This is a genomic window from Pacificibacter maritimus (genome assembly GCF_003814915.1).
Lineage (GTDB): Bacteria > Pseudomonadota > Alphaproteobacteria > Rhodobacterales > Rhodobacteraceae > Celeribacter > Celeribacter maritimus.
The window spans coordinates 180,349-194,248 of record NZ_RKQK01000004.1 but is presented as its reverse complement, the minus strand read 5'-3'; the positions used below and the strand labels follow the sequence as shown (position 1 = coordinate 194,248).

10 protein-coding genes and 1 tRNA gene are annotated in these 13,900 nt (G+C 50.1%); 7 read left to right on the top strand and 4 right to left on the bottom strand.

Annotation, left to right across the window (positions count from 1 at the left end; translation table 11 throughout):
- Positions 1-97: 97 nt before the first annotated feature.
- The gene (gene choX / locus EDD53_RS12440; protein ID WP_123793730.1) at positions 98-1,018 is read right to left on the bottom strand and encodes a choline ABC transporter substrate-binding protein; all 921 of its coding nucleotides are present in this window, start codon (positions 1,016-1,018) and stop codon (positions 98-100) included.
- A 42-nt stretch (positions 1,019-1,060) separates the two neighbouring features.
- On the opposite strand from choX, the gene betI reads away from it, so the two are divergent.
- Genes betI through betA form a run of 4 tightly spaced genes read left to right on the top strand, consistent with a single transcriptional unit; the run spans position 1,061 to position 6,337 of the window.
- Positions 1,061-1,687, top strand: coding sequence for a transcriptional regulator BetI (betI, locus tag EDD53_RS12435; protein WP_246002383.1), 627 nt, complete (start codon positions 1,061-1,063; stop codon positions 1,685-1,687).
- The gene (gene betC, locus EDD53_RS12430) at positions 1,684-3,192 is read left to right on the top strand and encodes a choline-sulfatase (protein WP_123793728.1); all 1,509 of its coding nucleotides are present in this window, start codon (positions 1,684-1,686) and stop codon (positions 3,190-3,192) included. The genes betI and betC overlap by 4 nt, the downstream gene beginning before the upstream one ends.
- A gap of 32 nt (positions 3,193-3,224) precedes the next feature.
- Complete coding sequence (gene betB / locus EDD53_RS12425; protein ID WP_123793726.1) at positions 3,225-4,676, top strand: betaine-aldehyde dehydrogenase; 1,452 nt, start codon at positions 3,225-3,227, stop codon at positions 4,674-4,676.
- An 11-nt stretch (positions 4,677-4,687) separates the two neighbouring features.
- Complete coding sequence (gene betA, locus EDD53_RS12420) at positions 4,688-6,337, top strand: choline dehydrogenase (protein ID WP_123793724.1); 1,650 nt, start codon at positions 4,688-4,690, stop codon at positions 6,335-6,337.
- Here betA and EDD53_RS12415 read toward each other — a convergent pair.
- Positions 6,334-7,362, bottom strand: coding sequence for a GlxA family transcriptional regulator (locus EDD53_RS12415; protein WP_123793722.1), 1,029 nt, complete (start codon positions 7,360-7,362; stop codon positions 6,334-6,336). The genes betA and EDD53_RS12415 overlap by 4 nt on opposite strands.
- A gap of 171 nt (positions 7,363-7,533) precedes the next feature.
- Between EDD53_RS12415 and EDD53_RS12410 the strand changes: the two genes are divergently transcribed.
- Positions 7,534-10,095 (top strand): GcvT family protein, encoded by a 2,562-nt coding sequence (locus tag EDD53_RS12410; RefSeq protein ID WP_123793720.1) that lies wholly within the window; start codon positions 7,534-7,536, stop codon positions 10,093-10,095.
- A gap of 274 nt (positions 10,096-10,369) precedes the next feature.
- On the opposite strand, the gene EDD53_RS12405 is transcribed toward EDD53_RS12410, so the two are convergent.
- Positions 10,370-11,260 carry a LysR family transcriptional regulator gene (locus tag EDD53_RS12405; protein WP_123793718.1) on the bottom strand — a complete coding sequence of 297 codons (891 nt, stop codon included), beginning with the start codon at positions 11,258-11,260 and terminating at the stop codon, positions 10,370-10,372.
- Positions 11,261-11,399: 139 nt separating this feature from the next.
- Between EDD53_RS12405 and EDD53_RS12400 the strand changes: the two genes are divergently transcribed.
- Together EDD53_RS12400 and EDD53_RS12395 are read left to right on the top strand one after the other, a co-directional pair.
- Entirely contained in the window at positions 11,400-12,638 is a 1,239-nt protein-coding gene (locus tag EDD53_RS12400; protein ID WP_123793716.1) for an aromatic ring-hydroxylating oxygenase subunit alpha, read from the top strand.
- Between the two features lie 4 nt (positions 12,639-12,642).
- Positions 12,643-13,716, top strand: a complete 1,074-nt coding sequence (locus EDD53_RS12395) for an FAD-binding oxidoreductase (RefSeq protein ID WP_123793714.1) — start codon at positions 12,643-12,645, stop codon at positions 13,714-13,716.
- Positions 13,717-13,818: 102 nt separating this feature from the next.
- Here the strand turns inward: EDD53_RS12395 and EDD53_RS12390 are convergent.
- Positions 13,819-13,894: transfer RNA gene (locus EDD53_RS12390), tRNA-Lys, on the bottom strand.
- Positions 13,895-13,900: the final 6 nt, after the last annotated feature.

Below are 13,900 nucleotides of genomic sequence, written 5' to 3'. Positions count from 1 at the left end.
GCACAAAATTGGTCACGCCCAGTTAGGCGCGCCCATAAGTAAAGATCATCACACCTGCCGCCACAGGGCAACAGGTGTGATTTGTGTTTGGACAGTCTTAGAGGCCCAAAGACGTTTTAACAGCTGACAAGCCTTCGTCGCCTGCAGTTGTTGTCACACCGTCAAGCCACGCATCAAGCACGGTTGGGTTGGCTGTGATCCAAGCTTTGGTTGCATCATCTGCGTCTTCACCATCGTTCAAGATCGCGCCCATGATTTCGCTTTCCATGGACATTGTGAAATCAAGTTGGGTCAAAAGCTTGCCAACATTCGGGCATTCTTGAACGAAGCCTTTGCGTGTCAACGTGTTCACCACACCTTCACCACCAAAGAATTCTTCGCCACCTGTCAGATATTTAAGGTCAAAGTTGACATTCATTGGGTGTGGTGCCCAACCCAAAAATACAACATCTTCGCCGCGGTCATAAGCTCGACGCACTTGGCTTAGCATCCCTTGCTCTGAGCTTTCTTTAACTTCGAATTCGCCCAAACCATGTGTGTTTGCTTCAGCCAAGCTGACAAGGTAATCGTTACCTTCGTTGCCTGGTTCGATACCGTAAATTGTTTCGTCAAGTTCATCTGCAAATTTCGCGATGTCTGCGAAATCTTTTAGACCTTTTTCGTAAGTATAAGCTGGGACAGCCAGTGTATAGTTCGTGCCTGTCAAGTTTACATTGATCGATTCAATGCTGCCATCTTCGAGGTACTTTTCGACAGCGCCGTTTTGCGCAGGCATCCAGTTGCCCAAGAAAACATCGACATCACTACCTGACAAAGACGCGAATGTTACAGGCACGGACAGTACGGAAACATCAACATCATAGCCGAGACCTGTCAAAAGGTGTTTGGCGATGGAAGTTGTTGTGGTGATGTCGGTCCAGCCAACATCAGAAAAGGAAACGCTTTCACATGCGGTATCAGCGAAAGCTGTTCCAGTTGTGGCGGCCAGTGCGAGAGCGATTGCAGTCGTGCGGAGCATTATATAGTTCCCTGTGTTTTTGATTGATGAGTCAATTAAAGTATGATTGACCATGTTTTACAACAGCTGAGAGATGATATGCCTAAACTTGGAATGCAACCGATTAGAAGTTCTGCCTTGATCAATGCAGTCATTGCAGAAATTGGCGAGTCAGGCACAATGGATGTCACTGTCAGCCAAATCGCGAAGCGTGCAGGCATGTCAACAGCGCTGGCACATCATTACTTTGGTAGCAAAAACAAGATGTTCGTCGCAGCGATGCGACATATCTTAACTCAGTATAGCACAGAAATGCGCAATAATTTAAATGGCGTAAAAGACCCGTTCGAACGGATCGAAGTGATCATTCAAACCAGCTTTTCTGACTTAAATATGAAACGAGAAACTGTTGCAGCCTGGTTGAATTTTTATGTATTTGCTCAAAAATCAGACGAAGTTGCGCGCCTTTTAAAAATCTACCACAAGCGCCTCGAATCAAATTTACGGTTCGAATTGCGTCAGATCGCACCCGAAAAAGCAGAATCTGTGGCTGAAGGCATCGCCGCAATCATAGACGGCGGTTATATCCGTTGGGTGTTGCGCGGTTGCGATGATGTGCCTCAACATCCTGAAAATCTAGCGATTGACTACCTTCGCTTAACCTTAGCCGACAGCAGGATACTCAGATGACAAAGCCGAATATTCTCATAATTATGGTCGATCAGCTTAACGGCACTTTGTTTCCCGATGGTCCAGCAGACTGGCTGCATGCACCACACATAAAAGCACTGGCTGCGCGTTCAACGCGATTCAAAAATGCATACACTGGGTCACCACTATGCGCACCAGGACGTGCCAGTTTTATGTCTGGTCAATTGCCATCCCACACGGGCGTTTACGACAATGCCGCAGAATTTGCCTCTGACATTCCAACTTATGCACATCACTTGCGTCGCGCTGGGTATCAAACATGCCTATCTGGCAAGATGCATTTTGTCGGTCCAGATCAAATGCATGGGTTTGAAGAGCGTCTAACGACAGATATCTACCCCGCTGACTTTGGCTGGACACCTGACTATCGCAAGCCGGGAGAACGGATCGACTGGTGGTACCATAACATGGGGTCCGTCACGGGCGCAGGTGTTGCAGAGATTTCGAACCAAATGGAATATGACGACGAAGTCGCCTATCACGCGGTTCGCAAAATCCAAGATTTATCACGTGGCAAAGATGCACGCCCGTGGTGCCTAACTGTAAGCTTTACGCACCCGCATGATCCTTATGTGACCCGGCAGAAATACTGGGATTTATACGAGGATTGTGAACACCTTTTACCCGATGTTCCAGCGATGGCTTACGAAGATCACGACACCCATTCAAAACGTATTTTTGACGCCAACGATTGGCGCAATTTCGATATCTCGGAAGACGACATCAAAAAATCTCGTCGTGCCTATTTTGCAAATATTTCATACCTCGACGATAAGGTCGGTGAAATCATGCACACGCTGGAAGCCACGCGCCAAGATGCAACAATATTGTTTGTTTCCGATCATGGCGACATGTTGGGCGAACGCGGATTGTGGTTTAAAATGACATTCTTTGAAGGCTCCGCGCGGGTGCCACTCATGGTCAGCTCTCCAACCATGACGCCTGGCTTGGTCACTGACCCAGTGTCGACAATCGATGTGACGCCGACACTTTGTGATCTCGCTGGCATTTCCATGGAAGAAGTCATGCCGTGGACGGATGGTGAAAGTATTGTGCCGCTTGGCCAAGGCGCAAAACGCACCAGCCCCGTGATGATGGAATATGCCGCTGAAGCGTCCTATGCGCCATTGATTGGGCTGCGTGTCGGCAACTACAAATACACCAATTGCGCGCTGGACACAGAACAACTGTTTAACGTGGAAGATGACCCTAACGAGCTGACCAACTTAATAGACGATCCTGCACAAGCTGATACTCTGGCGGACCTTCGAGCGAAAGCGGATGCTTTGTGGGACCTCGATCAGTTCGACGCCGCCGTGCGCAAAAGCCAAGCTCGCCGCTGGGTCGTCTACGAATCCCTGCGCAACGGCAACTACTACCCATGGGATTTCCAACCTTTGCAAAAAGCATCGGAGCGCTACATGCGCAACCACATGGACCTGAACACAGTCGAAGAAGTCGCACGCTTTCCGCGTGGCGAATAAAGTAGACCACTGAGCAAAAGGACGCACATACAATGCACGCACAACCCAAAGCCAGCCACTTTATCGGCGGACAATACGTTGACGACACAGCAGGGGACGAACTGCTTTCGACCTACCCCGCGACAGGCGAGACCATTGCCAAACTGCATTCGGCGACACCTTCGATTATCGAACAAGCGCTGAAAGCCGCAGAGGATGCGCGCGCTGATTGGGCTGCGATGACGGGATCTGAACGGGGCCGTATTTTGCGTCGAGCAGCGGATATCATCCGCGATCGGAACCGTGACCTGTCTGTTTTGGAAACACTGGACACCGGCAAACCGCTGCAAGAAACGCTTGTGGCTGATGCGGCTTCAGGCGCGGATTGTTTAGAATATTTCGGTGCGATCGCGGCAGGTCTGACAGGAGATCATATCCAACTGGGGGCGGATTTTGCCTATACCGTACGTGAACCGTTGGGTTTGTGTGTTGGCATTGGCGCTTGGAATTACCCAATTCAAATCGCCTGCTGGAAGGCCGCACCAGCATTGGCTTGCGGCAATACGATGGTCTTTAAACCATCCGAAGTTACGCCCCTTAGCGCCCTAAAACTTGCCGAAATTTTGATCGAAGCGGGCGCGCCTGCAGGTGTTTTTAATGTCGTCCAAGGCTACGGCGATGTTGGCGCGGCACTGGTCACAGACACACGCGTTGATAAAGTTTCTTTGACGGGATCGGTTCCAACAGGCCGCAAGGTTTACGCAGCCGCGGCTGAAGGCATGAAGCATGTTACAATGGAACTGGGCGGCAAGTCCCCATTGATCATTTTTGATGACTCAAACTTGGAAGATGCGGTTAGTGCTGCGATCAACGCCAATTTCTATTCTTCCGGTCAAATTTGCTCCAACGGCACGCGCGTATTTGTGCAGCGCGGCATTTTACCAGCCTTTCTCGCTCGCCTAAAAGAACGCACAGAAAAAGCGGTGATCGGCGACCCGATGGACGAGGCCACGAATTTTGGCCCCATGGTGAATCAAAACCAACTCGACATCACGCTTAGCTACATCAAAAAAGGCATCGACGAAGGCGCAACGCTTGTTATGGGCGGCAAAGCCCATGCAAACGGCGGATTGTACATCGAGCCTACGATCTTCGCGGATGTAAGTGATGACATGTCAATCGCACGGGAAGAAATCTTTGGTCCTGTTATGTCTGTCCTGACATTCGACACCGAAGATGAAGTTTTGGCACGCGCCAATGACACTGAATTTGGTCTGGCTGCTGGAGTCTTCACCAGTGATCTGACACGCGCCCACCGCGTTGTGGCTGGGTTTGAAGCTGGCACATGCTGGATCAACACCTACAATTTGACCCCGATTGAGATGCCTTTCGGGGGCGTCAAAGCATCTGGCGTTGGCAGGGAAAACGCGAAAGCCGCAATTGAGCATTATTCACAATTGAAATCCGTCTACGTGGGCATGAGCCCTGTTGAAGCCGCATTCTAGGAAGGGCCACCATGGAAGCTGATTTTGTCATCATAGGCGCAGGAAGTGCTGGTTCAGCAATGGCGTATCGCCTGTCTGAATCGGGCGCATCTGTGATTGTCATCGAACATGGCGGCACAGACATTGGCCCTTTCATTCAAATGCCTGCCGCATTGTCGTACCCGATGAATATGAGCCACTACGATTGGGGCTATCAATCCGAACCGGAGCCGAATTTGGGCAATCGCCGTTTGGCAACACCCCGCGGCAAAGTGATCGGTGGGTCATCGTCGATCAACGGGATGGTATATGTGCGCGGCCATGCGCGTGACTTTGACACTTGGGCAGAAATGGGTGCTGATGGATGGTCTTATGCCGCCGTGCTACCGTATTACAAGCGCATGGAAACATGGCATGACGGTGGGCATGGCGGCGACCCCGCGTGGCGTGGCACCGATGGTCCTCTACATGTCACCCGTGGACCGCGTAAAAATCCCCTGTTCCAAGCCTTTGTTGATGCGGGCAAACAAGCAGGCTACGAGACGACCGGCGACTACAATGGTGAAAAGCAAGAAGGCTTTGGCCCGATGGAGCAAACGGTCTACAAAGGCCGCCGTTGGTCCACTGCGAACGCCTATCTCAGGCCTGCGTTAAAACGTGAGAACTGTACATTAATCCGTGGGTTGGTCGGCAAGATCGAAATAGAAGGTGGCCGTGCGACAGGTGTACGTTTGACAGATGGCAAGGTCATTCACGCCAAACGCGAAGTTGTATTATCTGCTGGCTCTATCAACTCGCCCAAAATTTTGCTGCAATCAGGTATCGGTCCCGCAGATGAACTGACAGCACTTGGTATTGAGGTGAAAGTCGACAGGGCCGGTGTTGGGAAAAACCTGCAAGACCATCTAGAAATCTACATGCAGATTGCGTCAAAATTGCCCATCACGCTGTATAAACATTGGAATATTTTTTCCAAAGCTTGGATCGGCGCCCAGTGGCTGTTTACAAAGACTGGCTTGGGCGCGTCCAACCAGTTCGAAAGTGCTGCTTTTGTGCGGTCCAAGGCGGGGGTTGAGTATCCAGATATTCAGTACCACTTCCTACCCATCGCCGTGCGTTATGATGGACAAGCGGCAGCTGAAGGTCACGGGTTTCAAACCCATATCGGCCCCATGCGATCAAAATCACGCGGTGAAGTGACCTTAAGATCTAAAGATCCCCACGAGGCGCCTCGAATTTTCTTCAACTACATGTCGAACGAACAAGATTGGGAAGAATTCCGTACCTGCGTACGCTTGACCCGTGAAATTTTTGCGCAAGACGCCTTTGCCCCCTACGCCAAACACGAAATTCAACCCGGCGCAGATTTGCAAACAGATGAAGAGATCGACGCATTCATCCGCGAACATGCAGAAAGCGCATATCATCCCTGTGGCACATGTCGCATGGGGCGCGCCGATGATCCTATGGCCGTTGTCGACCCATTGAACCGCGTGATCGGCGTTGACGGTTTGCGCTTGGCTGATAGTTCGATTTTCCCACAAATTACCAATGGGAATTTAAACGCACCTTCAATCATGGTTGGGGAAAAAGCATCGGATCATATCCTTGGCAAAGATCCTCTGCCTGCAGCAAATGTTAAACCTTGGATTCACCCAGACTGGAAAACCGCCCAGCGCTAACCTAATTGCAACGCCGCTTGCCTTAGGACGTGCGGCGTTTGTCCAAACTGCTTTTTAAAGCTTCGACTTAGATGCGAACTGTCGCAAAAACCACAATCCAGCGCGACTTGCGCAATTGTTTTATCTGTCGATTGCACCAAATGGTGCGCAAAAGACAGTCTGATCGTCAAAAAGGCTGATTGCGGCGAGGTGTCCAGTGCCAAGCGAAAGTGCCGTTCAATCTGGCGCTTACTATGCCCCAAGCGTCGCGCTATTTCTTGCACGGTGATCGGCGTATCTATGTTTTGCTGCATGATTAAAAGCGCGCGCCGCACTAACGGATCTTTCGTCCTTAAGGTCAACGATATTCCCGGTTGAGGCATTTCACCTTGCAAGGCATCATCAATCATCATGATGTGAAGACTTTTGCTGGCCTGCGCACGCCCCACATGCTTATCCACAAGATAGGCCGCCAGATGCGCCGAGCTTGCACCACCTGAACAGGTAATGCGATCTCTATCGACAACAAAAATTTGATCCGAAACAGGGTTCAAATCCTCGAACTGATCCAAAAAGTCAGCATGATGAAACCAACTGACGCAGCAGCGATAGTCTTTTAGCAACCCCGCTTGGTGCAAGAAAAATGTGCCCGTACACACCCCGATCAAAGGCACCCCCAAATCGGAGGCACGCTGTAAATACCGAGAGTATGCCTTTCCCAAATCAGGTGTTTCATTCACCAAGCCGCCAACCACTACGATGTAATCAAACTTGCTTGGATCCCCCAAGCGTTCGTTAGGGTGCACCGACACGCCGCTGCTTGATGGCACTGCGTCCATCGTATCGGATAGAACCGTCCAATTGCACAAAATTGGCCTGCTACGATCCCCTTCATCTGCGGCCAACCGCAAAACATCAACGAAGTTCGCAAATGCACACAGAGTAAATCGCTTGGTCAAAATAAACCCAACAGATAGCCGCTGCCCGTTTGGTCGCTGACGTATTCGTCGCGGCTTAACGCCCAGAATTCTATCACCGTCACTCATTTGAAATTCAATGCCTTTGCGAATTGTAGGCTGTCGTACTGATAGCCTTAGTTTGACGCAAATATACTATACAGCGCTAAAAACCCGCAGCAATACTTAGGAGTGCGCGCAAGTATGCGACGCGCTTATACAGCCTCAGTAGAACAGTTGAATCCCAAAGGATTGCCGCGAATGTCAAAGTTCCCCGAAAAAGCAAAAGTTGTGATTGTGGGCCTTGGTGGCATCGTGGGCGCATCAGTTGCGCACCATTTGATCGAACGCGGATGGGACGACATTGTGGGTATCGACAAATCAGGTATTCCCACCGATATCGGATCGACAGCCCATGCCTCTGATTTTTGTTATGCGACCAGCCATGATTTTTTGAGCTGCTGGACGACTATGTATTCCATGGATTTCTACGAAAAACTGGGACACTACCAACGGATCGGTGGATTAGAAGTTGCCCGTGTAGGCGATGACGAGCGCATGCAAGAACTCAAGCGTCGCATCGATTCCTCCAAATCTTTTGGCACCAATGCTTCAATCATTACTGCCGCTGAAGCCAAAGAAAAATTTCCCTTGCTGGAAGAAGATCTCATCCAAGGCGCTTTATGGGATCCAGATGCGGGTCTTGTTGTGCCGCGTTCACAGACTGTCGCGGGGAAACTGGTCGATCAAGGTGAGCAAGCAGGCAAATTAAAAGCCTTTGCGAATACATCCGCGTTAGAACTTGTCACCGAAGGCAACCGAATTATCGGCGTTGTTACCACGCGCGGCACAATCTATGCGGATCATGTTGTGGTTTGTGCAGGCCTTTGGGGTCGTTTAATTGCCGAAATGGCGGGCGAAGATTTACCCGTAATGCCCGTAGATCACCCACTAACATTCTTTGGCCCATACAATGAATACGAAGGAACTGGCGTCGAAATTGGCCGACCTCTTTTGCGCGACCAAGGCAACTCAGCCTACATGCGCGACACTGGTGATCCCAAAAGTACCGAAGGTGGCCAAATCGAGTGGGGCTATTATTACGAAGACAATCCACGCCTCTGTCATCCCCGTGATATTTTAGAAAAAGAAGAAGCCCGCCTCTCCCCCTCGCAACGAGATCTTGAACTTGAAGATGTGATCGAACCGCTTGAACGCGCCATGGAATTGACTCCGATTTTGGCAGAGCTTGGCTATAACGAAAGCCACTCGTTCAATGGGTTGTTACAAACTTCTATCGATGGCGGTCCAGCCATGGGAGAAAGTCAAAAGCTACGCGGGCTTTGGTATGCTGTTGGTATTTGGGTCAAAGACGGTCCCGGCATGGGCAAACTGATCGCTGATTGGATGACCGATGGACGCACAGAAATCGACCACAACAGTGTGGATTTTGCGCGTTTTGCTGACTTTCAACTCGACGAAGATTTCATATACAGCCGATGTGAAGAAACCGCGAAGAAGATCTACAACCCACCAATTCACTCACGTGAACCCTTTGCAAGCAAACGCGGCCTACGTCGTTCGCCGTTTTATGACCGCGAAGTTGAGCTGGGCGGGCACTTCATGGAACTAGGCGGCTGGGAGCGCGCGCACGGCTATGCGGCCAACAACCATTTATTAGAAAAATACGCGGACCAAGTACCTAAACGTAAAAATGAATGGGATAGCCGCCACTTTTGGCCTGTCTCCAATGCCGAGCACCTCGAAATGACTGCCGATTGCGGCATCATCAACCTATCGCATTTTCATCTAACCGAACTCTCGGGGCCCGATCATGTCGCTTTGCTTGAATGGCTGTCGGCTGCAAAAATCGGTGGAGATCGCAACATTGGTCGCGCCGTCTATACGCATTTTTTGGATGATGAAGGTAATGTACGCGCAGACTTTACTGTCTTGCGCTATGAAGACCATTGCCGCTTAATAAATGGTGCCGATGCAGGACCGCGCGACTTGCAATATATGAAGCGTGCAGCACAGGATCGTGGGCTTGATGTCACAATCACAGACGTCACAACCCAATATGTCACAATTGGAATATGGGGGCCGAACGCGCGTTTTAATCTGTCCAAATTGGTTGAAACGCCAGATGAACTATTGTCGGATAACTTTCCATTTGGATCTTTCAAACCGCTAAAAGTCAGTGGAATACTCGTTGATGCTTTGCGAATTTCCTACGTCGGCGAACAGGGCTGGGAATTACATATGCCTTACGAAGATGGGCTGGCTGTGTGGGATGCGCTTAGGTCAACTGGAGTGATTGCAGTCGGCGTTGAAACCTATGCCAACACACGGCGATTGGAAAAATCGTTACGTTTGCAAAACGCAGATCTTTTAACCCAATATAATCTATTCGAAGCAGATTTAGCCCGACCTAAGGTTAAAGACATTGATTTTCGCGGAAAAGAGAAACACCTCGAATACAGGGCACGCGAACATCAACCGGCGATGCTGTGCACCTTGGTCATGACGGATTCAACGGACAGTTCTGGCGTCGAGCGTTTCCCTGTGGGCACAATGCCCGTGCTTAATCCCGAGACGGGAAAAACGCTGGTAGATTCGCTTGGGCGCAACTCCTACACGACGTCTGTCGCCTATGGACCGACCGTTGGTAAAAATATTGCACTTGCCTACCTGCCTTGGGAGTATTGCCAAGTCGGACGAAGGCTTAATGTATTATATTTTAACGAAACCTACCCAGTCGAAGTCGCAGGAATAGGCTATGCGCCGCTGTATGATCCAGAAAATACAAAGCCCCGCAGTTAACTTGCGAGGCCTTTAGCAGGCAGCAAGCAAGAGACGCGTTTTGCTTTTCGCAACTCAAGTCCTTATCCTTAAAGCTATGCCAATTGGCATGAATTGAACTCATGTAACATGCTTGAAATTCTGCATCGCCTAGACGTATGGCGCTTGCGGCTCTGGCCCCACCGCTCTTGCCCACAACATGGAAAACAAAGTGATTATTTTTACACCCTCTATCGCAACACTTGCTGAAAAGTCAGGCGCAATTTGAACGGATAACCAACAATCTGATCGCCGCTTAGGGGGCGCGTAATGCGCACTCATCCACCAACCAATCCGCAAAGAGAAGCGCATTGGCAGAAGCACCAGAATGAATGCGTAAGTAAAATGGCCAAAGGTCGTCGATTTCGTCGGGTACGAGACGCATAAGCCGCCCCGTTTCAAGATAGCCTTCCAGCAGATTTTGCCATCCTAAAACCGCGCCGATATGGTCTTCGGCGGCACGTACAGAAATCATATAATTGTTCAGCCAGTACTCAGGGCCAATAGGTGGGCCACTGCCCAGTTGATCAAACCATTCTGTCCAGCCAATCCACCTTTGATCACCCGCTTGCGCATGTATCAAGGGCGCATTTCTAAGGTCGGAAATATCTGTAATATCATGCTTTTCTGAGAATTTTTCTGTACCCAAAGCAAGTATTTTTCCTTTAAATAGGACCCGCGTCTCGTCATCTTCAAGGCCGGGGTCACCATAACATATGCTAAGGTCGGTTCCCATTGACCCGCCTGTTTCTTGCACGACTTGGGAAATAGAAATGTCTGGATGTTCCCCCCAAAAAGCAGCCAACCTTGGGGTCAGCCACAACCCATTGACAGCTGTGCTTGCCGCAATGGAAACACCAGTGCGGTCTTGTCTGTGGCGCAAGCGAGAAACACAGTCAGAGATGGTACTAAATCCGCGTTGCGTTGCGACGAACAATAACGCACCTGCTTCTGTCAGTTCAACGCCACGATACTTGCGTTCAAAAAGCAACTGCCCGAGATCTAGCTCGAGAGCTTTGATGCGATGGCTGACAGCTGCAGGCGTAACGTTCAATTCGGAAGACGCCCGTTTGAAACTCATGTGTCGCGCTGTCGCCTCGAAGCAAGCAAGGTCACCCAGTGACGGCAAATCATAAGATCGTTTCATAAGTACCCACGTTCATTTGCAGCGAATTTGGGCATTTATACATTAGTTATAATAATCTTAGTTGAGTTTTTTTGACATTGCCACTTAACATGAACTGTAGCCTAATTATTCTCATTACTTTGTTCACAGGGCCCAACGAATGAATGGACAGTCACAAAAGCTTGAAGTGCTTTTATCCGAGCATAAATCTGGCTACTCATTGGCACAGCCTTTTTACACATGCCCTGAAATTTTTACGGCCGACCTTGACGCTATATTTTATCAAGACTGGCTCTTTGCCTTACCTGCATGCCAACTGAACAAAGCAGGTGCTTATGAGCGGATCAAAATAGGCGCTTATGATGTCATCGTGATCCGCGGAACCGATGGCGGAATCAAAGCATTTCACAACACCTGCCGCCACCGCGGGTCGACGTTATGTTCGGCTGAAAAAGGTCGCGTTGCCAATTTAACCTGTCCTTATCATCAATGGACCTATGGGCTTGATGGGGCTTTATTGTGGGCGCGCGACATGGGAGACGATTTCGATCCCGAACAACATGCGTTGAAAACAGTGCATTGCCGCGAAGCCGCTGGGTTGGTCTATATTTGCTTAGCAGATACCCCGCCCGATTTCGATGAATTCTCGCGCAGTGTAAGCCCCTATCTTGAGGTTCATGACCTCTCAAACGCGAAGGTTGCGCACCAAACCACGATTATTGAAGAGGGTAACTGGAAGCTTGTCTGGGAAAACAACAGAGAATGCTACCATTGTGCGGGCAATCACCCTGACCTCTGCCGCACCTATCCTGAAGACCCTTCCATCACGGGCGTTAGCGCGGACGGCGTGTTTCCCGCGATGGTGGAGACGCATTTTAACCGCATGGAAGATGCGCAGATTCCCTCGCGCTTTCATATGTCTGATTGCGGTCAATTTCGCATCGCGCGCATGCCTTTGTTGGATGGGGCGCAAAGCTACACCGTCGACGGCAAAATCGCTGTGCGCAAAAGATTGGGCCGCATCCCTTATTTAGATGCGGGGACTCTTTTGTTATTTAACTACCCGTCAACGTGGAACCACTTTTTGTCGGACCACTCCATCACATTCCGCGTGACACCAATAAGCCCCACTCAGTCAGCAGTGACGACATCATGGCTGGTTCACAAAGACGCAGTCGAAGGGCAAGATTACACATTGGAAAACTTATCCCGCGTCTGGACGAACACAAACGCAGAAGACAAACGCGTGGTCGAAAACAACCAAAGTGGCATCAATTCACCTGCATACGCGCCTGGCCCATATTCGCCACTTCATGAAGATGGCGTGCTTCAGTTTGTTGACTGGTACCTCACCAAAGTGCGCGCGGCGACATCTGACAACTCGGTGGCGGCGGAGTAAGTAAATGACAAACACAGCGCAAACATCCCTAGCACCATGGACAGACGACGAGCTGCTAGAATGTGTATCTATTCTGCCTGAAACTGAGAATGTGGCTACCATCTGTTTTCAAGCCCTGTCAGGCCGCCCCTTTAACTACAAGGCGGGACAATTCATCACACTGGAAGTCCCTGTGCCTGGCGGCCCGCTCCACCGCACTTACACGATTTCCTCATCACCATCGCGCCCTCTCTCCATTACGATTACAATTAAAGCACAGTCCGATTCGATAGGTACGCGCTGGCTTATAGATACCTTGAAGCCCGGCATGACGATAAAAGCCATCGGACCTGCTGGAATTTTCACATCCGCCAACCACCCCGCTAAGAAACACCTTTTCATTTCTGCTGGATCTGGGATTACCCCCATGATGTCGATGACCACAGAAATGTATGATATTGGAAGATCACTCGACATTGTCTTTGTGAACTGTGCCCAGCGCCCATCGGACATCATTTTTCGTGAACGGCTGGAACACATGGCATCACGTGTGGAAGGCATCGATCTGAAATGGGTTGTGGAAGAAAGTGACCGTTTTGTCCCTTGGACAGGCTACAAAGGGCGCTTCAATCAACTTATTCTCGGACTGGTAGCGCCTGATTACTTGGAGCGCGAAGTGTTTTGCTGCGGCCCAGAACCCTTTATGCAGGCTGTTGGGGAAGCACTCGCAGGTCTTGGCTATGACATGGACCACTATCACCAAGAAAGCTTTGGATCGCCTGAACCCAAAGAAGATGGTGCGACAGAAATGCTGGAGAGCCTTCCGCAAGATGACGTCAAAGCACGCATCCTTTTCGATATCTCAGAGGTTGCCCAAGACTGCGCGGAGACAGAAACAATATTAAGTGTGGCGCGTGGAGCTGGTGTGGCGATTCCCTCAGGGTGCACATTTGGCGTATGCGGCACTTGTAAGATTCGCAAAACAAGCGGTGACGTACAGATGGTCCACAACGGCGGAATCACTGATGATGAGATTGAAGAAGGCTATATCTTGGCGTGTTGCTCATACCCGAAAGGCGAAATTTCTCTAGACGTTTAGCAACTTCATCCACGTGACGTTGCGCCGCCTCATATTTTATACTGCTGAAATTGAAAAGAGCGCCCAATGGGCGCTCTTTTTTGCCACACACAAGAGAAGAAGTGGTGAGCCGTGATGGGTTCGAACCATCGACCTACTGATTAAAAGTCAGTTGCTCTACCGGCTGAGCTAACGGCCCACTTCT

Bases quoted from the DNA above. Each gene is read 5' to 3' on its own strand.
- choX (WP_123793730.1), bottom strand. From the start codon at position 1,018: ATGCTCCGCACGACTGCAATCGCTCTCGCACTGGCCGCCACAACTGGA.
- betI (WP_246002383.1), top strand. From the start codon at position 1,061: ATGATTGACCATGTTTTACAACAGCTGAGAGATGATATGCCTAAACTT.
- betC (WP_123793728.1), top strand. From the start codon at position 1,684: ATGACAAAGCCGAATATTCTCATAATTATGGTCGATCAGCTTAACGGC.
- betB (WP_123793726.1), top strand. From the start codon at position 3,225: ATGCACGCACAACCCAAAGCCAGCCACTTTATCGGCGGACAATACGTT.
- betA (WP_123793724.1), top strand. From the start codon at position 4,688: ATGGAAGCTGATTTTGTCATCATAGGCGCAGGAAGTGCTGGTTCAGCA.
- EDD53_RS12415 (WP_123793722.1), bottom strand. From the start codon at position 7,362: ATGAGTGACGGTGATAGAATTCTGGGCGTTAAGCCGCGACGAATACGT.
- EDD53_RS12410 (WP_123793720.1), top strand. From the start codon at position 7,534: ATGTCAAAGTTCCCCGAAAAAGCAAAAGTTGTGATTGTGGGCCTTGGT.
- EDD53_RS12405 (WP_123793718.1), bottom strand. From the start codon at position 11,260: ATGAAACGATCTTATGATTTGCCGTCACTGGGTGACCTTGCTTGCTTC.
- EDD53_RS12400 (WP_123793716.1), top strand. From the start codon at position 11,400: ATGAATGGACAGTCACAAAAGCTTGAAGTGCTTTTATCCGAGCATAAA.
- EDD53_RS12395 (WP_123793714.1), top strand. From the start codon at position 12,643: ATGACAAACACAGCGCAAACATCCCTAGCACCATGGACAGACGACGAG.